This is a genomic window from Shewanella sp. K8 (assembly GCF_028823715.1).
GTDB lineage: Bacteria > Pseudomonadota > Gammaproteobacteria > Enterobacterales > Shewanellaceae > Shewanella > Shewanella algae.
Window position 1 is genome coordinate 1 of sequence record NZ_JAPEHY010000050.1, and the last position, 22,792, is coordinate 22,792.

General features: G+C 52.3%; 23 protein-coding genes and 1 other RNA gene. 13 read left to right on the top strand and 11 right to left on the bottom strand.

What is annotated here, in order from left to right:
• Positions 1–187: 187 nt before the first annotated feature.
• On the top strand, positions 188–880 hold the full coding sequence (locus ON072_RS19675; RefSeq protein ID WP_208223547.1) for a pirin family protein: 693 nt from the start codon (positions 188–190) through the stop codon (positions 878–880).
• Positions 881–956: 76 nt separating this feature from the next.
• On the opposite strand, the gene ON072_RS19680 is transcribed toward ON072_RS19675, so the two are convergent.
• The 4 genes from ON072_RS19680 to ON072_RS19695 form a co-directional block, all read right to left on the bottom strand.
• Positions 957–1,466, bottom strand: coding sequence for a GNAT family N-acetyltransferase (locus ON072_RS19680; protein ID WP_208223545.1), 510 nt, complete (start codon positions 1,464–1,466; stop codon positions 957–959).
• 7 nt (positions 1,467–1,473) lie between these two features.
• Positions 1,474–2,013 (bottom strand): GNAT family N-acetyltransferase, encoded by a 540-nt coding sequence (locus ON072_RS19685; RefSeq protein ID WP_234518530.1) that lies wholly within the window; start codon positions 2,011–2,013, stop codon positions 1,474–1,476.
• 107 nt (positions 2,014–2,120) lie between these two features.
• Positions 2,121–2,420 carry a hypothetical protein gene (locus tag ON072_RS19690; RefSeq protein WP_025009756.1) on the bottom strand — a complete coding sequence of 100 codons (300 nt, stop codon included), beginning with the start codon at positions 2,418–2,420 and terminating at the stop codon, positions 2,121–2,123.
• Between the two features lie 93 nt (positions 2,421–2,513).
• Positions 2,514–2,729, bottom strand: a complete 216-nt coding sequence (locus ON072_RS19695) for a DUF3820 family protein (RefSeq protein WP_025009755.1) — start codon at positions 2,727–2,729, stop codon at positions 2,514–2,516.
• Between the two features lie 118 nt (positions 2,730–2,847).
• Between ON072_RS19695 and ON072_RS19700 the strand changes: the two genes are divergently transcribed.
• The 3 genes from ON072_RS19700 (at position 2,848) to ON072_RS19710 (ending at position 5,631) form a co-directional block, all read left to right on the top strand.
• Positions 2,848–3,279, top strand: a complete 432-nt coding sequence (locus ON072_RS19700; RefSeq protein ID WP_208194107.1) for a MerR family transcriptional regulator — start codon at positions 2,848–2,850, stop codon at positions 3,277–3,279.
• Positions 3,280–3,521: 242 nt separating this feature from the next.
• Positions 3,522–4,481, top strand: a complete 960-nt coding sequence (locus tag ON072_RS19705; protein WP_261753242.1) for an NAD-dependent epimerase/dehydratase family protein — start codon at positions 3,522–3,524, stop codon at positions 4,479–4,481.
• Between the two features lie 82 nt (positions 4,482–4,563).
• Positions 4,564–5,631 (top strand): saccharopine dehydrogenase family protein, encoded by a 1,068-nt coding sequence (locus ON072_RS19710; RefSeq protein WP_274626156.1) that lies wholly within the window; start codon positions 4,564–4,566, stop codon positions 5,629–5,631.
• A gap of 9 nt (positions 5,632–5,640) precedes the next feature.
• On the opposite strand, the gene ON072_RS19715 is transcribed toward ON072_RS19710, so the two are convergent.
• The gene (locus tag ON072_RS19715) at positions 5,641–6,120 is read right to left on the bottom strand and encodes a GNAT family N-acetyltransferase (protein ID WP_045282460.1); all 480 of its coding nucleotides are present in this window, start codon (positions 6,118–6,120) and stop codon (positions 5,641–5,643) included.
• Positions 6,121–6,789: 669 nt separating this feature from the next.
• Between ON072_RS19715 and ON072_RS19720 the strand changes: the two genes are divergently transcribed.
• From ON072_RS19720 to ON072_RS19735, 4 genes are all read left to right on the top strand, one after another.
• Positions 6,790–7,533, top strand: coding sequence for an AAA family ATPase (locus ON072_RS19720; RefSeq protein ID WP_025009750.1), 744 nt, complete (start codon positions 6,790–6,792; stop codon positions 7,531–7,533).
• A complete protein-coding gene (locus ON072_RS19725) occupies positions 7,493–7,897 on the top strand; it encodes a CopG family transcriptional regulator (RefSeq protein ID WP_096141378.1) in 405 nt (134 codons plus the stop codon). Before ON072_RS19720 ends, ON072_RS19725 begins: the two co-directional genes overlap by 41 nt.
• A gap of 179 nt (positions 7,898–8,076) precedes the next feature.
• Complete coding sequence (locus tag ON072_RS19730) at positions 8,077–8,901, top strand: M90 family metallopeptidase (RefSeq protein ID WP_025009748.1); 825 nt, start codon at positions 8,077–8,079, stop codon at positions 8,899–8,901.
• Positions 8,902–9,009: 108 nt separating this feature from the next.
• On the top strand, positions 9,010–9,555 hold the full coding sequence (locus tag ON072_RS19735) for a nuclear transport factor 2 family protein (protein ID WP_107004531.1): 546 nt from the start codon (positions 9,010–9,012) through the stop codon (positions 9,553–9,555).
• Here the strand turns inward: ON072_RS19735 and ON072_RS19740 are convergent.
• The 3 genes from ON072_RS19740 to aceB all read right to left on the bottom strand — a co-directional run bounded on the left by ON072_RS19740 (position 9,535) and on the right by aceB (position 14,225).
• Positions 9,535–10,923, bottom strand: a complete 1,389-nt coding sequence (locus ON072_RS19740; RefSeq protein ID WP_144439027.1) for an HDOD domain-containing protein — start codon at positions 10,921–10,923, stop codon at positions 9,535–9,537. The genes ON072_RS19735 and ON072_RS19740 overlap by 21 nt on opposite strands.
• 295 nt (positions 10,924–11,218) lie before the next feature.
• A complete protein-coding gene (gene aceA, locus ON072_RS19745; RefSeq protein ID WP_028779181.1) occupies positions 11,219–12,541 on the bottom strand; it encodes an isocitrate lyase in 1,323 nt (440 codons plus the stop codon).
• Positions 12,542–12,614: 73 nt separating this feature from the next.
• Complete coding sequence (aceB, locus tag ON072_RS19750) at positions 12,615–14,225, bottom strand: malate synthase A (protein ID WP_054744898.1); 1,611 nt, start codon at positions 14,223–14,225, stop codon at positions 12,615–12,617.
• A gap of 729 nt (positions 14,226–14,954) precedes the next feature.
• On the opposite strand from aceB, the gene ON072_RS19755 reads away from it, so the two are divergent.
• Positions 14,955–17,381, top strand: a complete 2,427-nt coding sequence (locus ON072_RS19755; RefSeq protein ID WP_025009746.1) for a TonB-dependent receptor — start codon at positions 14,955–14,957, stop codon at positions 17,379–17,381.
• 49 nt (positions 17,382–17,430) lie between these two features.
• Here ON072_RS19755 and ON072_RS19760 read toward each other — a convergent pair whose 3' ends face one another.
• Positions 17,431–19,200, bottom strand: coding sequence for a monovalent cation:proton antiporter-2 (CPA2) family protein (locus ON072_RS19760; RefSeq protein ID WP_044734152.1), 1,770 nt, complete (start codon positions 19,198–19,200; stop codon positions 17,431–17,433).
• A 518-nt stretch (positions 19,201–19,718) separates the two neighbouring features.
• Between ON072_RS19760 and ON072_RS19765 the strand changes: the two genes are divergently transcribed.
• Positions 19,719–20,216 (top strand): outer membrane protein assembly factor BamE, encoded by a 498-nt coding sequence (locus ON072_RS19765; protein WP_054744896.1) that lies wholly within the window; start codon positions 19,719–19,721, stop codon positions 20,214–20,216.
• Between the two features lie 85 nt (positions 20,217–20,301).
• Here ON072_RS19765 and ON072_RS19770 read toward each other — a convergent pair whose 3' ends face one another.
• Together ON072_RS19770 and ON072_RS19775 are read right to left on the bottom strand one after the other, a co-directional pair.
• Positions 20,302–20,637 (bottom strand): RnfH family protein, encoded by a 336-nt coding sequence (locus ON072_RS19770; RefSeq protein ID WP_025009745.1) that lies wholly within the window; start codon positions 20,635–20,637, stop codon positions 20,302–20,304.
• Entirely contained in the window at positions 20,627–21,064 is a 438-nt protein-coding gene (locus ON072_RS19775) for an SRPBCC family protein (protein ID WP_025009744.1), read from the bottom strand. Before ON072_RS19775 ends, ON072_RS19770 begins: the two co-directional genes overlap by 11 nt.
• 207 nt (positions 21,065–21,271) lie before the next feature.
• On the opposite strand from ON072_RS19775, the gene smpB reads away from it, so the two are divergent.
• The 3 genes from smpB to ON072_RS19790 all read left to right on the top strand — a co-directional run.
• On the top strand, positions 21,272–21,757 hold the full coding sequence (smpB, locus tag ON072_RS19780; RefSeq protein ID WP_025009743.1) for an SsrA-binding protein SmpB: 486 nt from the start codon (positions 21,272–21,274) through the stop codon (positions 21,755–21,757).
• A 116-nt stretch (positions 21,758–21,873) separates the two neighbouring features.
• Positions 21,874–22,228: a transfer-messenger RNA gene (gene ssrA / locus ON072_RS19785) on the top strand.
• A gap of 184 nt (positions 22,229–22,412) precedes the next feature.
• Positions 22,413–22,792 (top strand): integrase arm-type DNA-binding domain-containing protein (locus ON072_RS19790; RefSeq protein ID WP_274626157.1); only part of this gene is annotated, 380 nt, incomplete at its 3' end.

The window sequence follows — 22,792 nt, forward strand, 5'->3', positions numbered from 1 at the left end:
ACGCCAATTGCTGTGCAAGCCAGAGTGCCACGAGGACTTATTCGCACCTTCCTTAAGGGGCCCTTCTTGCAAAGCACACATCTTGCTTTAAGCCATTCACTGCTTACAGGCCTTGCATCCTGGCCTGTAAGTCTGTGAAGAGCACACAAAAGACTTGTCTGCACCTTCCCAGCAGGAGAACTGAATTATGATTTATGTACGTCATGCCGACGAACGCGGCCGGGCCGACTTCGGCTGGCTCAAGAGCCAACACAGTTTTTCATTCGGCAAGTATTATGATCCAAGATTTATGGGGGTCTCGGCCCTGAGAGTCATCAATGATGACAGAGTCGCGCCAAGCGCCGGCTTTGATACCCACGGCCACAAGGATATGGAGATCATCAGCTATGTGATTTCCGGCACCATAGCCCATAAAGACAGCTTTGGTCACGTGAAAACCCTGCCGGCCGGTGAGTTCCAACTTATGTCTGCCGGGTCGGGGATCTATCACAGTGAGTACAATGCCTCGGCAACTGAACCACTGCATTTCCTGCAGATCTGGATCCAACCGAGCAGCCAGGGTGGCACCCCGGGTTATCAGCAAAAAGCCTTTGCCCAGAGTTCGGCCCTGACCCCGGTCGTCACTCCCGATGGCCGCGCTGGCACCCTGTCCATCAAACAGGACGCCAGCGTCTACCGCCTGGAGCTGACCGCTGCCGAGCAGACGAGCTTCAAGCTGGCAAAGGGACGCAACTTTTATGCTCAAGTGGTGGAAGGAGAGCTGCAATTGGCAGGTGAAACCCTGCAAAGTGGCGATGGCATTCACATCAACGAACTTGAGGAGTTTGCCATCAAGGCCGGCAACAAGAGTGCCGTCGCCCTGGTGTTTGATTTGCCATAACAAGCAGCATTTCTTGGCGTTTGCCCACAGGCCGCCCTTGGAACTTCATTTGGGTGATTTTCCAGGGCGGCTTGGGTTATAACTGCAGCTGCATACTGAAATTGGTCAGCACTTCCCCGTGACGTTGATGCTGATTGCGCTTCAAGGTTGTAAAGCCCTGCTTGCCGAAAAACGCTTTGGCATAGAAAGAAGCCTCTACCCTCAAACACTGCACCCCGGAATCGACGGCGTATCTCAATAGCTGCCGGTAGAGCTCGACGGCAATCCCCCGGCGCTGGGCATTGGGGTGAGTAAAAAGGCAGTCTATCTCGGCTTCACCCGGCGCATTCAAAGGCTTTAGGTTAATAAATCCGAGCAAATTGCGACCATCTTCGGCAACCCAGAGCGCCGTCCCCTGCAAACGATTCCGCCACTCATCTTCGCTGCGCTGTGCAGGCGACCAGGCCTGGCATTGCGCCTGGCTGTAATGCTCTGTGCTGGCGTTTACCACCAGATGAAACAGCTCGGCGATGGCCGCGCTGTCCTCGGGGCGACCTTGGCGAATAATAAAGCCATGCTCGGCTTGAATGGGCGTTGGTGAAATCATAGGCGGCTTAGCTCTTGTGCACCAAAGGCGGCAGTATCAGCTTCATAAAGTAGCTGCCGAACATTTGGCCGGATTTTTCCTGGTAGCTTTTGTGATGCAAACGAAACCCGGCGCGTTCAAACACAGGTTTGGACAACGCCGAAGCATCTGTCGTCAAGTGATGGTAGCCTTGGGTGAGAGCCCAGTGTTTGGCGGCCTCAAGCAAGGAAGAAGCAACACCCTGACGCTGGCTATCGGGCGCCACATAAAGGCAGGCGATGTAACCTCGCTCACGGAAGGTGGTCTCCAGCAACACAAAACCGACACATTGAGGACTTTGCTCGCTGCCCTTGAGCATCACCCAGGCCTGGGCCCGTTTGAGCCTTAGCTGCCAGTATCGCCCCGAGCGCGGCGCAGCCGACCAAGCCAGACGCTGAGCCGCACTGTAGCGAGCATCATCTATGGCAGTAACGGCACTGTGGTAGAGATTGGCTATCTGCTCCCCCAAGTGCCTGTGACGAGAATGAGAGTAAACCTCTACCCGCAACATGAGAATTGGTACCAACACAGTTGAATTGCAGGCATTTTGCCCGACATTTGTGCTCAGGCAAAGCCCTTAAGCGCAAATAAAAAAGCCGCGAACAGAGTCGCGACTTTAACAGAGAGTGGATGAAATCACTTCTTATCGATTTCACCAACAAACATAAGCTTGTCAAAAGTCCGGTTGAGGGTCTTGCTGGTGAAGTTGGTCATCCACATCTGCTCGGTAACCTGCACCTTATCACCCTTGGCCACAGCTACCTGAGGGCCTGCCGCCCAGAATGTCTTATCGGCTTCTTTAATCTGCACATAGGTATAACCACCACTGTTCATGGTGTCGACCACTGTGCCTTCATGTACCGCACCTTGCGCCCAGGCTGAAGATATACCCAGAGCCAAAGCCGCGGTCGCCAAGATCTTTGCCAATTTTGCCATTGTCTGTTGCTTCCTGTTGTCGTTGGAAATACTGCGCCATTAAAACATGTGTTATTTCATAAATCGCTAATAGGGTTCACACTTTTGACAGCTTCACTGACGTAGCAAGGGCCGCAGCATAGACTCAAGACCATTGAGCTTCACCTCATAGATAAGCGCCAATTGCTGCCCAAGTTTGCCCTCGGGGAACCCCTTGGAGTGAAACCACACCAGATAAGGCTCGGGAAGCTCCAATAACTTGCGTCCGGCGTACTTGCCAAAGGGCATGGTCTGATTGATGGCTTCCAACAACTGCTGTTCCGGCTGCATCTTCTCTCCGTTTCAGGCTAAAGTTGCCAGTATACTCCGGAAAAGTAAACTTGAGTGGAAAGCCTGCCAATCTGCGCAGCTCGTGAAAGCAGGATTAATCAAGTTTGGACGAACAAAGATGAAAATTGGTGAACTGGCACAGAAAACCGGCCTGGCTCCCTCGCGGATCCGCTTCTATGAACGTATTGGGCTACTGAAAATCGTCAACCGTAAAGCCAATGGTTATCGCAGCTATCCTCCCGAGGCCGTGATACTTCTGGATATGATAGCCACAGGCCAACAAGCCGGTTTCAGCCTGGATGAGCTCAAGGCTCTGCTGCCGAGCGAACTCGGTCAATGGGACCACCAGCAACTGCTTGGCTCTCTGCACAGGAAGATAGCCGATCTGGAGGAGATTGAACGCAAAGTGGCCGCCAGCAAGGCCAAACTCTTGCAGGTTCTGGCCGAAATAGAAGCCAAGCCCGATGACCTGGACTGCAGCAGCAATGCCAAAAGAGTCATGTCCCAGTTGGGTTGGCAGATATTGTCCCGCAGCAGTAACAAAAAGTGATTTTCCCATTCCCCAGGCTATACGCGCCGATTCCAGCAGCCAGCGGCTTTCAGGGCAGCCAGGTTAATCATAAAGATTCCCTCTTGACCTTAAACTTAACTTTAACCTTAGGATAGTCAGGGTAAGAGCAAGTCCCGGCTAAACTGACGCTAAAAGCCCTGCTCTGGATCAGGGGCCAGAGCCCAATAGACCACGACTTGTTCGCACTATCCTTAACCTCACAACAAAAGGTAAGCTGAGTTATGCAAACAATACTGGGTGCCAATGGGCAGATAGGCAGAGAGCTGGCCTTGAGTCTCAAACGCGACTTCACCGACACCATACGCTTGGTCAGCCGCAGACCACAGAAGGTCAATGACAGTGATGAGCTATTTCAAGCCGATCTCCGAGATCCTGAGCAAACACTCAAGGCGGTAGCAGGTTCAGAAATTGTCTATTTTACCGCGGGGTTACCTCTGGATACCCAGATTTGGCTTGAGCAATGGCCTGACATGATGCGGAATGTTATCAACGCCTGCAGTGCCCACGGCGCCAAGTTGGTGTATTTCGATAACACTTATATGTACCCGCAAACCTCAGTGCCTCAAAGTGAAGATACACCTTTTGTGCCCAACGGTCCCAAGGGGTTAGTCAGAGGCCAAATCACCCAGATGCTGCTGGATGCGATGCAACAGGGAAAGGTAACAGCCATGATCTGCCGCGCGCCTGAATTTTATGGCCCGGGTAAAACCCAGAGCTTTACCAACACCACCGTAATAGACAGACTGATAGCGGCCAAAAGTGCCAAGGTGTTGCTGAATGACAAGGTTATGCACAGCCTCATTTACACCCCGGATGCCAGCCGGGCGATGGCGCTGCTGGGTAATACCCCGGATGCCTATGGCCAAACCTGGCATCTTCCCTGCGACAATAACCGTTTGACCTACCGGGAGTTCATCTTTCTGGCGGCAAAGATTTTCGGCACTCCGGCCAAGTATAAAGTGCTCAAAAGCTGGCAGCTGTGGCTGGGCGCCAAGTTCAACCAAAAGCTCAAAGATACCGCCGAACTCTTGCCGCGTTATAAGGTGGATAATCTCTTTGTGTCCGATAAATTCAAGGCGCGCTTCCCGGACTTTCAAATCACCGGCTACGAACAGGGATTGCGTGAGATATTCCAGGAGCGAGTTTTCCAGGAGCAAAGCCATCGGGTGGCCAATCCTTAGCGGTCACTCAAGCAGCAACCGAATAACTTGCCTCAGGGCCAGACACAAGCAATTGATTACAATATCTTTTCGGAGCAGAACCATGACAAACACAGGTCCAAACAAGCAGGGAAACTGGATGATTTACGGTGCCTACGGTTACACGGGTGAACTTATCGCCCGGGAAGCCGCACATCGAGGATTGCGCCCAGTACTCGCCGGGCGCAACCGTGAAAAGACCCGGGCACTGGCCAAGGAGTTGCGGCTCGAGTCAGCTGTGTTCGACTTGGATGATATCCCACGCCATATAGGTGACATGAGCTTGGTACTCAACTGCGCCGGGCCTTTTTCGGCAACGGCTGGGCCCATGATGCAAGCCTGCTTGGCTGCCAAGGTGCACTACTTGGATATTACAGGGGAAATTGCGGTGTTCGAGCTGGCGCAATCACTCAAGCAGCAAGCCCAAGACACCGGAATTGTTATCTGTCCGGGTGTCGGTTTCGACGTGATCCCCACAGACTGTCTCGCCGCAACCCTGAAAAGTGCTTTGCCCGATGCCAACCACTTATCACTCGGTTTTGACTCTCGCTCGGGCTTATCTCCCGGCACAGCCAAAACCTCGGTTGAGGGCCTGGCCCAGGGCGGCAAGGTACGTAAACAGGGTAAAATCATCTCTGTGCCGTTTGCCTATAAGGTGAGAAACATAGATTTCGGCGATGGTGAGAAACCGGCCATGACAATTCCCTGGGGCGATGTGGCAACTGCTTTCTACACCACAGGGATCCCCAACATAGAGGTCTTTATCTCGGGCTCGGCCAAGATGATAGCCAACACCAAACGGGCCAACTACATCAGACCCTTGTTGAAATTCCGCTGGCTGCAGAAACTGCTCAAGGCACATATAGGCAAGACGGTGACAGGGCCCGATGGAGCAGCAAGGGCAAAGTTGCCGACCTTTGTCTGGGGTGAAGTCAGTAATGCGCAAGGGGAGCGGCGCACAGCGAGGATAAAAACTGCCAATGGTTATAGTCTGACGGTTTTTGGTTCGCTGGCGGTTGTGGATTATCTGCTGCAGCATAATCATGATGGCGGCAGTTATACGCCATCACAACTCATGGGCGCCGACTTGATAACTCGATTACCGAACTCGGGTGAGCTGCAGCTGATTTAGGCTTTTAATTCAACCTACGCTTCTCAGCCAAAGATTTCCCGGCACACTGTGGCCGCCTGGCTTGAACCCCAGGCGCTGCGCCAGGACTTCGTCTCCCGGAAGCACCTCCAGCATCAGTTGCCGCTTAGGCGCTCCCAGAAGCGATAATCGCTCAATAACCGTCTCCAACAAAAAGCTGCCGAGTCCAAGATGGCGAAATTCGGGCAACACCAGAAAGTCCTGCAACAGATAGTGCTCCTGTTCCTGACTGGGTTCAGTTGCTGAGCCGCTGCGCACCAAAGCCAAGGCCACCAGTTGTCCCTCCTGCAGGTTTTCCCCACCGGACCTTTCCCTGATACATAAGGACAGCAGCGGCTTGGCAGGCAAACAACTGTCATCCAGTCCATGCACCGGCAGTCCTGCCCTGTCCCGGAGCAACAAGAGTTCGTGGGTTGCCAGACAATACTCCATCACTTCAAAGCGACTGGTCTGGTTGAGTACATGGCCCATAAATGCCTCCTTGCATAAATACTGATGGTCGAAACGCCAGGGTATCCCCAGCCAATACGCCAACATGGCAGAGTACTGTGGCAAGCAGATGACAGTTGCAACAACCTGGGTGACAAGATAGAGCAGAAAAAAGCCGGCACCCCAAACGACTTAAAGGCACACCAAGAGTCTGATTAATGGACCAATCGACAAAGATCACATTTATTTATACTTTTTAGGTCTAATAAAAATATTTTTAATTCCTATAAACGGTATCTACTGCGTCATAAAAGAAGCTCTGCTGAAACCTACCCTGTGGCAGAGGAGATTTAACAAATAAATGACGCGGAAACATTTTTTTAACAGTATAATTTTATTGATAATTTCCTACGTCACCTCCCCTCACCGGCAACACTGCCATTATTACGGCAACCCAAGGGTCAACGCCAAAAACATGACGCGACAAAAACAATAAAAACCAATAAAAATCATCAAGTTGACCAAGAACAATTTAGCTTTTACATTTGTTTTACCGTTCACTGTTCACCTCCGTCAGCGACAACATTTCGGAGTGCAGAAAAGCAGCGATACGGCAAACATCAGGTTGGGAACACTCCCGAACCAAGGAAAGTTGTAAGCCATCAGGGAAAGAGCAAATAACTTAATAACAGGCTTTCAGAGGGCAAAACAATGATCATACTCGTTGGCGGTGAAAAGGGGGGTAGCGGCAAGAGCTGCCTGGCACAAAACATTGCCGTTTTTCTCACGGTGGAATGTGGCGCATCGGTGATCATGGTGGATTGCGACCCTCAGCGAACCACCTCTGATTGGATCCAGGCCCGCAACAACGACAGCAAACTAGCCGGGATCAACTGTGTTCAACTCTATGGCAAAATCCGCAACGATCTGCTGAGCCTGGAGCAACACTACGATTATGTGATAGTCGATTGCGGCGGCCAGGACAACCTGGCGCTGCGTGCCACCATGTCAGTGGCCTCCCATGTACTTATGCCCCTCAGGCCCAAACGCCGCGATCTTAAAACCGTCAGCCATATGGACGACATTGTCGCTACCTGCATGATGATAAACCCCAAGATGCGCGCCTCTTTTGTCATCACCCAGTGCCCTAACCTGCCCAATCAGGCCAGCCGTATTCTCGAGGCCAAGGAAGTCTGCAAAACCTATGATATCAATGTGCTGGACGCCATTACCTACAGCCGCAACATCTATGATGACAGCGAAGAGTCCGGCCGCTCGGTAATTGAATTCGAGCCCAAGGGCAAGGCCGCCGCCGAGATCCGTGCCATCGCCTGCGAAATGCTGCAGGCACAGAATGCCACTGAGATCCGCAGCCGCCTGATGACCAACCAACTCAACAGCATGAGGACTCAGTATGGGACTGGCCGATCTGAAGAAAAACGTTACGCCATCTGAGGTCGATGCCCGTAAGCGTATGTTGGCCATGCAATCCCTGGATGAGTTTATCGACGGTGCCATCTATTACGCCATGGGGCAAACACAGCAATCGGCGGCAACTATGCCGGTTGAGCAGCGGTATTCCAATACAGCTTCCGCCAATCAGGAAGCCACTCAGCAAAAACTGATACCCAAACGCCGCCACGAGCCCTTTCGCAAGGCAACTTTCACCCTGAGTGAAGCGGCCATCAGTCACCTGGCCGAAATGGCCAGCGACTGTGATATTGCCAAGTCACGCCTGATACGTTTACTTATCAAGCATCATCACAGCCTGACTCCACAAGAGCGCCGCGAGTTGGAGCAGAAGTTTATGCCGGACTGATTCCTTTCCCTTGAAATGTGTGGACTGTTTGACACTCCCACCCTTTGCTGACAGCCGATAACAGGTTTCAACCTCTTTGCTGTCAGCTTTTTTTTGCTTGTTTTTCATGCGCCGAGCTTGAGTTATTCCCACTGAGCCCCCACAGATCTGATTAGACTCTTTAGCCATGGAGCCGGATCATGCTGGCCATTCTGATCACCCTTGCCGCCGGCGCCAGCGCCATAGGTTGGATCCTCAGCCAATCCTGGCGGGATCGCAGACGCAGAGACAAGATACGCGCCAAGCCCTTCCCCAAGGAGTGGCGCACTATCCTGAAAAAACGTATGCCCTATTTCCGTTCCCTGCCCAGTGACTTGCAACTGCAGCTCAAGAAACACATCCAGGTGTTTCTGGCGGAAAAGCAGTTTGTCGGTTGCGACGGGTTGGAGATAGATGATGAAATCCGCCTGACCATAGCCGCGCAGGCCTGTCTCTTGTTACTCAATCGCCAAACCGACTATTACCCTAACCTGAGACAAATTCTGGTGTACCCATCGGCCTTTATTGTTCGCCAGCAGCAGCGGGATGCCAATGGCCTGGAATGGCACAGCCAAAGGTTATTGGCGGGAGAATCCTGGGGTCAGGGAAAGGTCGTCCTTTCCTGGCAAAATACCCTGGATGACGCCGCCGATCCGGCAGACGGCCGGAATGTCGTGATCCATGAATTCGCCCATCAACTGGATCAGGAAGCAGGCGATGCCAATGGCGCTCCCAGACTCGGCGAGTTCAACGCCTACCCTGTGTGGTCGCAGGTGCTTGGCCGAGAGTTTGCCAAACTGCAAGCTCAGGCCGCCAGTGGTGAGCCCAGCCTATTCAGTTACTACGGCGCCACTAATCCGGCCGAGTTCTTTGCCGTAATAAGCGAGGTGTTCTTCGAACAGCCGCAGCAGATGAGAGCCGATTATCCGGCACTCTACCAGGAGCTGAGCCGCTTCTATCGTCTCGATCCCCTGAGTTGGCACTAGCCCAGCTTTCAACTGCATACCTGCAAACAGAAAACCCATTTGGCTCACATCTTGTGCACAATTGGGTTAAGCTGGGGCCGACAATAAAAATTTATAAGAGGAAACATTATGTTGCACCTTAAGCCTCTGCTGCTGACTACAGCGCTGCTGCTACCGATTTACGGCCATTCAGCCTTGGCAAATAGCCTGGAAGCCGGCAATCAAAACGGCCAGGAGCAAACCGGCCAGCTCGATGATAGCCAAGCTCAGGCCGCTTCGGTATTGGATAAGCTGCACCAAAGTGCTGCCAATGCCGACTGGGACAGTTACTTTAGCCTCTTCAGCCCCGATGCGGGGTTTATCGGTACAGATGCCAGTGAATACTGGAATATGGTTGAATTTGAGCAGTATGCCCGTGCCACCAAGGGCTGGACTTACCAAAGTTCCTCGCGCCGCCTGGTACAGCACGGCGATGTGATAGTGTTCGATGAACTGCTGGACAGCCAGTCCTATGGGCTTGGACGGGGCACTGGCACGCTTGTCAAAACCGAACAAGGCTGGCAAATACTGCAATACAGCCTGAGTTTCCCCATTCCCAACGCCCTGGCGCCCAGAATTACCGATCAGATAAAGCTGTATCGCAAAAAGCAGAAATCAGTGCCTGAAGGCAACTGAGAAACAGATGTTGGCCAACTGCACGAAGTGGCCAAAACTGTCAAAATCTTCAGGATGAATGTCCCGGCCCGAACTGGCCTTGTCGGCGTAGTAGACGCCTATTACCTTATTGTCCACTTTCAGCGGTGCCAGCATAAAACCACTGGCGGGGACTTTTCTCGCCAGCTGTTCTCCCAATACAGCTTTGTCGGCCCCCTCGCCCTGCCAGGCCAGTTTCTGATTTTCAATACAATCCCTCAGCAAGGTGCCGCGGCCTTCCAGCTCGAGAATAAAGTCGTTTTTCATCTCCTCGGCGCCGTCACCAAGCGCGATTCTCGGCTGCAACATGCGCCTGCTCGGTGACAGCAAGAGCACGGCGCAGCGGTCAAGACCAATACCCTCGAGTATTCCCTCCAATGCTGTGGTCACTACCTTATTGAAATCAGTCTTCTCGACGGCAAAGCCGGTCAGCTCTCTGAGTTTTTTCAGCTGGAACGCAAGATTTGCCTCGCGCACTACAACCTCAGCCACCCTCTCCTGAGGCAGCAGCTGATCTGTGTCCGGCAGATACTCGATAAGCACCTTGGCGCCATAGGCTTCGGCTAACTTGACGGTAGCGTTGGAGCAGCGAAGGACCCGGCCACGAAACTCATCTGTATCCAACTGCAGCATATCGGCGGCTTGTTTAAGGCGCCGCTCCAGCTCCTCGGGTTTGAGTGCGGCGCCGGCCAGCGCTTCGCTGAGTTTATTGGCCAGAAAAATACTGCGAATTTCCGGCGTGCGTTCATCGGGATTGCTGAGCGACTTGCACAAGAGTTCACCCAGGCCCCAACTGCGGGCCAGCCCCTGGCTGAGCTGATTGAATGAAGCCCCGAGCGCCTCGCGCACCAGATTGAGCCTATTTACGGCATCACTCTCGGCGCTGAGGGCCAAATCCAGCTCCTCGGCCAGTTCGGCTCCCGTGCTCCAAAAGGCACTCTCACCCAAGTGATAGAGCAGCGCGGCAATAAACGCCTCCTCCTGCAACTCCTCATCGTAGCCATCGAGCATCATCTTGGCCAACATGGCGGCCTGAAACGCCTGAGCCATCAGCTTAAGCAACCTTTGATAAACCGAGGGCGCCAGATTTTTGCTTTCCAGCAAACTGGAGAGGAGTTTGGCGGTAATGCAGATATTGCGGATGGTGTCGAACCCCAGTACCACGGCAGCGCGGCTGACCGTTGTAACAGGGCTTATCCCCTTGTTATAGATGGCGCTGTTGGCCACCCGCAAAATACGGGAAGTGAGCGCATTGTCGTGCATTATGCTGCGCCCCAGAATCGCCATGGAGGACACATCGTCCTTGGCGAGTTTTTCCAATGTCCTTATTGTTGAGCAAAGTGCGGGCATTTCCTGATCACTGATCCTGCGGGTCCAGTAATCCACCCCCTTGTTGGCTGATTTCAAATACGACTCAACTCTTTCAGGTATTGGCCCAGTGGTGGGCTTGAGAATGGAACTCTTGTTATGAATAAAGCACAAACTTCAAAGAAATAACACAATTACAACAAAAAAAGGCGACTCAATGAGTCGCCAAAACACAAGCAACAAGGCTCAAATGACTGGGAAGTCACAAATTACCCCCGAAAATGGCGTAGGTTCATTTCCGGGGAAGTGGCGCCCGAGAGGACGCCAACACTTGGGATTAAAACTGCTCTTCTTCGGTCGAACCACTCAGAGCCGTGACAGAGGACTGGCCGCCCTGGATAACATTGGTCACCTGATCAAAGTAACCTGTACCCACTTCCTGCTGATGCGCCACAAAAGTGTATCCCTTCTGCGCGGCAGCGAATTCGGCTTCCTGAACCTTCTCAACATAGTGCTTCATGCCTTCGCCGCGGGCATAGTCGTAGGCGAGATCGAACATGTTGTACCACATGTTGTGAATACCGGCCAAAGTGATGAACTGGTACTTGTAGCCCATGTTGGCAAGCTCCTGCTGGAACTTGGCAATAGTGGCGTCATCCAGGTTCTTCTTCCAGTTGAACGAAGGTGAACAGTTGTAGGCCAACAGTTGATCCGGATACTGGGCATGGATGGCTTCGGCAAAGCGGCGTGCCTCTTCCAGATCCGGCTTGGCGGTTTCACACCAGATAAGGTCGGCATAAGGTGCGTAGGCAAGCCCGCGGGAAATGGCTTGATCCAAACCTGCCTTCACCCGGTAGAAACCTTCCTGGGTACGCTCTCCGGTGATGAAGTCGCGATCATAGGGGTCGCAGTCTGAGGTCAACAGATCAGCGGCGTTGGCATCGGTACGGGCAATCACCAGAGTATCCACTCCGGATACGTCGGCTGCCAGACGGGCCGCTACCAGCTTCTGCACCGCTTCCTGAGTCGGCACCAGAACCTTGCCGCCCATGTGACCACACTTTTTCACCGAGGCCAGTTGATCTTCGAAGTGCACCCCGGCGGCACCGGCATCTATCATGGACTTCATCAACTCATAGGCGTTCAGCACGCCACCGAATCCGGCTTCAGCATCGGCCACAATCGGCAGGAAGTAATCGACATAACCCTCATCTTCCGGGTTTTTGCCCTGGTTCCACTGGATCTGATCGGCGCGGCGGAATGAGTTATTGATCCGCCCCACTACGGCAGGCACAGAGTTGGCCGGATAGAGTGACTGATCCGGATACATGGTGCCCGCCAGGTTGGCATCGGCCGCCACCTGCCACCCTGAAAGGTAGATGGCCTCGATACCGGCCTTGGCCTGCTGCACGGCCTGACCGCCGGTCAAAGCACCGAGAGAGTTAACATAGCCCTTCTTGGCGCCGCCGTTAACCAGTTCCCACAACTTGGCTGCGCCACGTTTAGCGATGGTGTTTTCAGGAACCACTGAACCGCGCAATGCTACAACTTCTTCTGCGGTAAATGGACGGCGAACGCCCTGCCAACGTGGATTTTCAGCCCAATCCTTTTTCAATGCTTCTATCTGCGCCTGACGTGAATTCTGTGTTGCCTTGGTCATTTTGACTCTCCTTCGTAGGGTAATTTGGCAGCCACCCAGCCGCCGCGGGCGGCCGCCGTTAATGGTTATGGGGTTATCGGGTAAGCAGCTCGTAGCCCGGCAAGGTCAGGAAGGTCACCAGCTCATCGGCTGTGGTGATCTCTTCCAATAAGCTTGCCGCCTGCTTGAATTGGCCGTTATCGAAACGCTCGCTGCCGAGCTCTTCACGCACATTGGCCAACTCTTCTTTCAACATGGCGCTGAACAGTGCCTTGGTCACCGGCTTGCCGTTGGAAAGCTTTTGCCCGTGCTGGATCCATTGCCAGATAGAGGCGCGGCTGATTTCCGCTGTGGCTGCGTCTTCCATCAAGCCATAGATGGGTACACAACCATTGCCGCCAATCCAGGCTTCTATGTACTGCAGCGCAATACGAATATTGAGTCGCATCCCCTCTTCGGTGCGCTCACCATCACAGGGTTTGAGCAGCTCGGCCGCCAGGATGGGTGCGTCCACGTCGCGGGTGATATGCAGCTGGTTGGCGTGCTCTTCACCTATATATTCGTTGAAAATCCCCATGGCGGTATCGGCCAGGCCAGGGTGCGCCACCCAGGTACCGTCATGGCCGTTTCGGGCCTCAAGCTCTTTGTCCTTGCGAACCCGCTCCAGCACCTGGGCATTGGTTTGCGGATCCTTGGCGGGAATAAAGGCCGCCATGCCGCCCATCGCCAGAGCGCCGCGCTTGTGGCAGGTTTTGATCAGCAGGCGTGAATAGGCGCTGAGAAATGGCTTATCCATGGTCACTTGCTGGCGGTCCGGCAAAATACGATCGGGATGCTTCTTCAAGGTTTTGATATAGCTGAAAATGTAATCCCAGCGGCCACAATTGAGCGCCACTATGTTGGAGCGCAGCTCATAGAGGATCTCCTCCATCTCAAACACGGCCGGCAGAGTTTCAATCAGACAGGTGCACTTGATGGTGCCGCTCTGCAGGCAGAAACGTTCTTCGGCGAAGGCAAACACCTTGGCCCACCAGCGCGCCTCAAGATGGCTCTCGAGCTTGGGAATATAGAAGTAAGGTCCACTGCCCTTGGCAAGCAGTTGGTGATAGTTATGATAAAAGTACAAAGCAAAGTCGAATAAGCAGCCGGGAATAGGCTTACCGTTGAATTCGACATGCGCCTCCGGCAGGTGCAGCCCCCGCACCCTAGCAATCAATACCGCAGGGTTGGCCTGCAATTGATAGTGTTTGCCGGTTTCCGGCGCGGTGAAATCAATTTCACCGCGGACGGCGTCACGCAGGTTGATTTGGCCCTCGACCACCTTCTGCCAGCTGGGTGCCAGCGAATCTTCGAAGTCGGCCATAAAGACTTTTACATTGGCGTTGAGCGCATTGATGATCATCTTGCGATCCACAGGCCCGGTGATCTCGACCCGTCTATCTTTAAGATCCGCCGGTATACCGCGAATTTGCCAATCACCATCTCGAATGGCTCGGGTTTGCGGTAAAAAGTCCGGCAACTCGCCGCCGTCTATCCGCTGCTGACGTTGCTCACGCTTTTCCAGCAAGCTGGTCACTTCCGGAGCAAACTCCCGACACAGAGCCTCGAGGAAGTTGAGCGCACCTTCAGTAAAAAGGCTCTGCTGCTGTGGTATTTCGGCCCCCTTAATACTGAGCCCTTGCTGTGCGACTGTCTCTGCTATCATGCTGCTGTCTCCCTGGATGGCAGATAAGGCTGCCAAACCCTGCAAATGTTCGTTTCGTACTAAAAACTATCGATAAACATTTGTATTTGCAACAGTCAACATGTCTAAAAAACGTCAAAACCTAGGCTTTAACTTGACTCAAAATTGGTATGACCAAGCCAAAAGGTAAAGCTCAATTTATTGTTTTTAAAATAAAAATATTAAAACACAAAGACTCATGCTGCAGATTACAGAAAAATGTCAGACAACTTGACCACACAAACGCCAAAGTAATTTATTACGTAATTAAATAACAATAAGGAAGAATTAATTTCCACAAAATATCATTAAAACTTAGGTCTAATCCGCGAATATCCGTTTCGAACTCTCGTCAGGGTCAACTTCAAATAACCAACAAAAACAAATAGTTAACAATAATGCAACCATGATGAATATTAAACGAGCGTTTAATTCTAACCTTTACGTAAAGGTTAGAATTAAATGTGATCGAGATCCGTTTTTCACGACTTGCGTATAGTGATCAACACAGGCCAACTCTTTGGTCAGCAGCAATAAAAAAACGATTTTTTTTAAATTTTTTTCAAAAACTTGCCTATTTTGCTCCCGAAACAGGATCCAAGTGACTTAGTCAAAAAATATCCACTCGGTTGACACAGTTTGAAACTTTTGTTGCAAGACAAATAAAAACCATTATCATTCGCACCCTACTTTAGAGGGGGATGATCTCAAATGCAGCAATCCGCAATATCTCTGGCGGTGACGGCTTGCCTGTCGCTGACCATGGCACAGGCCGCACAGGCAAACGAAGCGACTCAGTCACAACAGGTATCACAGGATGTGGAACGCATTACCGTTTATGGCAAACAAAACAAGGTGGTAATGAATTCAGGGCTGGCGACAAAATCAGATATGTCTCTGATGGAAACCCCGGCGGCTTTGGTGGTGATAGATAAAGAGCTGTTTGCCGCCCAGGGGGCAGACTCTCTGCAGGATCTGGTGCGTAACATCAGTGGTGTTACCCAAGCCGGCAACAACTACGGCATAGGAGATAACCTGGTGATCCGTGGCCTGGACGCCAACTACACTTATGACGGCATGTACGGCGGCGCAGGACTCGGCAACACTTTTAATCCCACTCGCTCCATGACCAATGTAGAAGCGGTTGAGGTGCTCAAAGGCCCTGCGACCGGGCTCTATGGTATGGGCAGCGCCGGCGGGATCATCAACCTTATTGAAAAGAAACCTCAATTTCAGGACAGCACAGAAGTCAGTGCCGAAGTGGGCTCCTGGAACAGTTACAGCCTGGGGCTCGACTCTACCGGAGGCTTGAGCGACACCCTGGCCTATCGTCTGGTGGCCAAACATGCCCGTAGCGATGGCTATCGTGATATCGGCAGCGACAGAGATGAAGTCTATGCCTCGTTGAAAATTCTGCCTTCAAACTCTCAAGATCTGGTGCTGTCGGCTGCCTGGATTAAAGACTCTGTGCAAGTAGACTCTGTAGGCCACCCGATACGTATCTACAACGCCGCCTCTACCGGTGGCCTGAGCGGCGCACAAGTCAGCTGGCAAGATTTGGTTAACGACCCCAATGGCGCCGGCATTCAACTGACTGAGGCGCAGCGGCAACAACTAGCCGACTCCCTGGTGGCGAGCGATGGAATCGAACCCTTCGACATAGGCGATACCAGCCTGGCCTCTCCCATCAGCAGGCCCAATGAAGGCGAAGAGTGGCGCTTCAAGCTGAACCACAACATTGCCCTCAGTGACAATCTGCAGCTCAATCAGCAGTTACAGTATAGAGACTACCAGTCCGGGTTCATCCGCCAAACTGGCGCCTATAACTATGTGTACTGGAAACGCAAGGTCAAATCCGTAGACGTGATCAATGCCGATCCCCGCGCGCCACTGGTGATTGATGATGTCCTGTATCCTTATGCCGCCAGAAGACAGGAATACCGCAAGGTAGATGCCCACGAGAAATCCTGGCAGTACTTTGCCGATATGCGCTACAACTTCAGCCTGGCAGGCATAGACAGTGAGCTATTGCTGAATGCCAATCTGGAAGACAGAGATATCGCCTACAAGAGCTGGGCACTGTACGACAAAGATGGCGGCGGTGAACTGCCTTATATTCTGGATATCCGCAATCCCAACTGGGGTGATAAAGCCTTTGAGGACTACAACCCGGATCTCAAGGACAACTACAACAAACAAGTCCGCGCCTGGGGGCTGGGCATGCAGTATGTGGGTTACCTGAGTGAAACCTTTACAGCCAGGGTGGGTGTAGCGTTCAATGAGATTGAGCAGAAGTACAGTCATCTGGGCACTCCTAAAAAAGATCCGACCCCGGAGCAAGACACCAAAGATCACGGCATTACCTACAACCTGGGGTTAACTTATATGCCGACGGATAATCTGTCCTTCTTCGTCAATCATGCCAAAGGACGCACGGCCTACAGCGTGCTCGGTGCCGTAACGGGTGCAGAGAGCGGCGGCGCGGCGGACAGGAAGGATTCTGAATCCCTGAGCTATGATCTCGGTATGCGCTTCAAGGGCTTTGATGATCAGCTGCTCGGCTCCTTGGTCCTGTTCCAGAGCGAGCGCACTAACCTGCGCTACGGTAACCCGGAATACAATGACAAAGAAGGTGCACCTGACTACAACATCTCAGTGCCCGAGTTCTTTTACGATGGCAAGGACAAGACCACTGGTGCCGAGCTGGATCTCAACGCTCACCTCAATGAAGAATGGTTGATAAACCTCAATGGTCTGTATCAGGATGCACGCAACAAGAATGACCCCAACTCCAGCAGCTACAACAGCCGCCAGAAAGGGGTTCCTCAGGTCAGTGCCAGTGCCTGGGTCACTTACAGCCATCAGTGGCAGGCGCTGCCGCAACCCTTGTCCGTCAGCTTTGGAGTTCGTTATGTCGACGAGCGCAGCACCAACTCGGATTCCTTCGGGATCCCGGATGGCAAAGTGCCCGCCTACACAGTTTGGGACTCGGCCATTGCCTACAAGACCGATGACTGGAGTGTGCAGCTGAACCTCAATAACCTGTTCAACACCCGCTACTACGACAAGGCGATGTTCCTTGGCGGCATGCCGGGGGCCGAACGCAATGCCAAGTTGAGTGTCAGCTACCGCTTCTAAACCACAAAAGCGCGCCAATCGGCGCGCTTTTTGTCTCAAGGCAGAACCCTTACAGGCCCTTGTCTTTATCCGCCCGCATCAAAGACTCCAGCTCCGCCCTGCCCTTGTTGGACAAACGAATAAGCGCCTTGAGATCGTCCTTATGTTTGGCCCCGGCCTCAACCTGCGCCTTGTCATGCTCGGCAAATATCTTCACTCGCTCATTGGCCTGTACCTGACTCAGACCCAGCGTATGCAACACACTCTCACTGGCACTGAGCGCCGAGCCAAAGGTTTCCCGAAATACTGAAGTCACCCCCAGGCTCATCAAACGATAGGCATGGTTACGGTCACGGGCCCTGGCGACTACGGCCACATGGGGGAAGTGAGTCTTCACCTGAGTCACTATTTGCAGTGAGTCTTCCACATTATTAACCGCCACCAGAATCACCCGCGCCTTGGGCAAACCGGCCGAAAACAGCATATCGAGTCGCTTGGCATCACCAAAGTACACCTCACCACCAAACTGGCGCACCACATCCACGTGGCGGGCGTCTTTATCCAGCGCCACAAACGGGATCCCGGAGGATGCCAAAATACGGCCGGTTATCTGCCCCATGCGACCAAAACCGGCGATCACCACTTCACTGTCAGCCGCTTCTATCACATCCGGCAGACGGCTGGTTTCGGCCGGTTTACCGAGTTGCTTGAACAACTTAAGCAGATAAGGGGTTATCGCCATCGACAAACCTATAGCCAACACTAACATCTGGCTGATTTTTTCAGACAAGATCCCCGACAGCTGCGCCTGGGAAAGCAGGACAAAAGCAAATTCACCGCCTTCTGCCAGGATCAAACCCAGCACCATGGCACTGCGCCAGGTATGGTGCCTAAGCTTTCCAAGCAACATCAGCACCAAAGTCTTGACCGCCAACATGCCAAAGAGGATCCCCAGCAACGCCAAAGGCTCCTTCAGCAGCAGGCCAAGATCCATGGTCATGCCCACGGCCATAAAGAACAGCCCCAGCAGTAAACCCTTGAAGGGTTCTATATCGGTTTCAAGCTGATGACGGTACCCAGAGTTGGCCAACATGATACCGGCCAAAAATGCACCCATACCGGCCGACAGCCCGAGCCAGGCCATCAGCGCCGCACTGCCCATCACGAGTAACAGCGAAAATGCCGTCAGCACTTCACGGACACCACTGGCCGCCACCAGCTGCAATACTTTGGGAAGCAGGTACTTACCTACCAGCAAAAAGCCCAAGAGAGCCACACAGGTCCAATACCAGGGCACGGCATGATGAGCCGGATCGGCGCCGCTCGGCGACAGGTAAGCAATCAGCAGCATCATGGGGATCACCGCCAGGTCCTGCATCAGCAATACCCCAAAGGCATCACGCCCCACTGGAGTGGTAAGCAGCCGTTGTTCATTCATCAACTGCACCGCAAATGCGGTAGAAGACAATGACAGCGCCGCGCCTATAATCACCGCCGCTTCAATGGAAAGTCCGACACCGAATGCCAAGGCGCTGACCGCTGCCCAGGACAGCAGCAACTGACCACTACCGAGGCCAAATATGGCACTGCGAAGCTCCCAGAGTTTGCCCGGGGTTAACTCCAGCCCCATCACAAACAGCATGAGGATCACCCCAAGTTCGGCAAAATGAAGCACGGCGGCAGGCTCAGACACCACGGCAATACCACCCGGCCCAAGCAAGACACCGGCAGCGAGGTAAGAAAGAATGGGGCCAATACCAAAGCGTTTGCCCAGTGGGACCAAAACCACGGCAGCGAGCAGAAACATGAGCACTGAGGTAAAGATGCCGGCCTGTTCCATCAAGACTCCTTAACAAATGGCGATAGAGGGCTGTTGTTTGTCACTCTTATATTCCGGGATGCACTTTGCCACTAAGACCAAGTTCAGCCCTAAAAATGCATGGATACTAGAAACGGCCCAAACTAGCTTTTGCTCAGGCCTATCACGGGAGTTTCAGTATAGCCAGCTTTATAGACCTTGATAACCGAAATTTTGAGCAAATATAAAAATAAGTCTTTTAAATACAAATGGTTTTCAATGCTGCAGCAGGCTTATTGCAAGCCGGTAAAGCGATATCAAATTTCTTGTCAGTCTGTCAATGGTGCGCTTGGCTAAACCAGAAAGAATCAGCCGTCTCCCCGTTAACTTATTCTATTTGCCGGATGTTAATTTGAGCCAAGACAACAATTTGGCAACAGAGAGACGAACCAAGTCACTTTTATGTTGTCGAAGCCTCAAGCGCCGAGTCAATAGCCCTTGTCAGCACGGGCTGGGCTTGGGTATTATGGCCGACAGTTTTTCATGAAGTAGCACATTCAATGTCAATTAAAAAGCAAAGTCTTACCCTGCTGAGCGTCAGTGCGCTCACCCTCTCACTCAGTGCCTGCAGTGTCTTTGACTGGCTGGTGTACAAGCCTGATATTCCACAGGGCAACTATATGGAGCCTCAGCAGGTGGAAAAGCTGCGCATCGACATGACCAAGGAACAGGTGGAATTTGTGCTTGGGCGTCCTGTGCTGCGTGACAGCTTCAAGGATGATACCTGGTACTATGTTTACCATTACAAGAGTGGTCGTGATGCCAGTATTACCCATAAGGAACTGATCCTGCATTTTACCGGTGATCAATTGGCCAAAGTTACAGGGGATTATGAACTGAGTAATGAATTCAATACTCCGCTGGAGCAAAGCAGCCTGCCAATGGCCAACAGCCCAGAGCTGACGCCACAGATCCCGCAGCAACGCGGTGATGAAAAGCCTCTGGTTGAAGAGCAAGATCCCGCCAAGATGAATAAGCACGAGCAGGACGGTAAGTAATTCCGAATTCCAAGCTTGTACAGACAAAGACATTAAAAAAGCGCCAACAAGCGCTTTTTTAATGTCTTGCTTTTCCCCAAGTCACTCAGCTGATTTTGGCGCCGGTCACTTTATTGATCCGCCCTTCCTCAGCTGCTTTTTCAGCGCGCTTGCGGCGCACCTCTTTGGGGTCGGCAATCAAGGGGCGATAGATTTCGATTCTCTGCCCAGGCTCAACTTCTTCATCGTGTTTGACCTGACGGCTGAAGGTGCCGAGTTTCACCGTTTCCAAATCAATCTCTGGGAAAAAGGCCTGGATGTTACTCTGACGCACAGCCTCAATAAAACTGGTACCCGGTGTCACGGAAACACTGATCACCTTCTGTTGTGTCGGTAATGCATAAATGACATCGACACTGAATTTTTCCTGTTCACTTGCCACTGTATACTTCCTTCGCCCGTTGAGTAAAAGCCGTAACCATAGAGGTAACCAACTCTTTGAACACCTTGCCGAATGCCATACCAACCAAGGAGCTGGAGAACTCAAAATTCAACTCAAACTCCACCTTACAGGCGTCCTCGGCCAATTCGGTAAAATACCAATGGCCGGTTAAATGCTTGAAAGGACCATTCTCCAGTTGCAGCTCGATACTCTTGCCTTCCACCACCTGATTACGGGTGGTAAAGGTTTTGCTGATCCCGGCCTTACTGATATCCACCGACGCCAGCATGGTTTTGCCATCAAACTCCAGCACCTTACCGCCAACGCAACCGGGAAGAAACTCTTTATAAGACTCGACATCATTGACTAGCTGGTACATCTGCATCGCACTGTAACGCACCAGAACACTGCGGGAAATCTGTGGCATCCGTTGGTTGATACTCTTGGCTGATCAAAAACAGACCCGGATTTTAGCACGCCGGCCGAAAAACGCATCCTTTGTTCCACCGCAATGGGAGCGGCCACCATAAGCGCTCAAAAAGCCAGCAACAAAACCCTAAGCTACTGCCCACAACTCAAAATATTCTTCCAGGCCAATTCCAAATTGGTGGCTGCTGCGTATAATAGCCAGCCTATGGCTAAGAAGAATGCAAAAAAATCCGCAAACGCTCCGGCAACCATTGCCCGGAACAAGCGTGCGACCTTTGAATATCGCTTCGATGAAAAATTCGAGGCCGGTCTGTCCCTGATGGGATGGGAGGTCAAATCCATCCGCGCCGGCAAGGTGAATCTGTCGGAAAGCTTTGTCATGCTGAAAAATGGCGAAGCCTTCCTGCACAACTGTAATATCACCCCACTCAGCGCGGCATCGACTCATGTAGTCTGCGACCCGACCCGCATGCGTAAACTGCTGCTCAATCGCCGTGAGCTGGATCGTCTGGCCGGCTTGGTTGAAAGGCAGGGTTACGCCATAGTGCCTATCTCCATGTACTGGCGCAAAGGTGCCTGGGTCAAGGTTGAGATAGGCTTGGGTAAAGGTAAGAAAGCCCACGATAAGCGCGATGATATTAAACAACGTGACTGGGCTATCGAGAAAGCCCGGGTCATGAAAAGCAAGTAACTGATATTTTGCCGTTATTTCGCACGCAAATTGTGCGGATAACCAGCAAGTGATTGCCCTTTGTCAATTAAAGCCTTGGTAAGCCGGCGGTAAAGGGGTTACAATCAAAACATCACGGGGGCGATTCTGGATTCGACGGGATTCGCGAAACTCCGGGAGCATGCCGAGGGGCGGTTGGCCTCGTAAAAAGCCGCACAGTTATAGTTGCAAACGACGATAACTACGCTCTAGCAGCCTAAGGCCGCTAGCCATCTACCACAGGTCTCGCACATGGGCAGTGGATTTGATGGTCACCTTACATAGTGCTAGCGAGGGAACCTTGTCTGGGGGTGAACCGCGAAACAGTACCAGGCTCACCGTTTGGAATCCTGTCTTTCGGAGTTCAACCGGTTAAACAAAAGAGAGACTAAGCATGTAGCGCCTTGAGCGTAGGTTTTTCGGACGCGGGTTCAAGTCCCGCCGCCTCCACCAAACCTCTGAACTAAGACGTCCCAGGACGTCTTTTTTCTTGCCTTAAATTTATATAAATCAATAACTTAGCGTCTCACAAAATCTCAAGACATCTCACCACATCTTAGGCAATTGGTATACCAGTTGGTATTCCAGAGCAAAGTGTCGTACATTTCTGGAATACCAAACTCGGTGCGAGGTGTTTATGGGCCAGTTAAACGACGCTAAAATCAAAAACTTAAAGCCAGGAGAGAAAGACCAAGTCATCTCTGACGGTGAAGGTCTGCAGCTCAGATTGCGTGTGAACGGCACAAAACAGTGGAATTTCAACTACTACCATCCGGTCACAAAAAAGCGCGTTAACATCGGCTTAGGTCGTTACCCGGCGGTGTCGTTGGCCCAGGCACGCAAACTCGCTATGGAGCAGCGAGAGTTGCTTGCCATGGACATAGATCCCAAAGTTCACCGAGAAGCCAAGCTTGAAGAGCGCAAGCAGCAATCCGAGTACATATTGGAGAAGATTGCCGCCGAATGGCTCGAAGTGAAAAAGCACGATGTGACAGCGGACTATGCCACCGACATTTG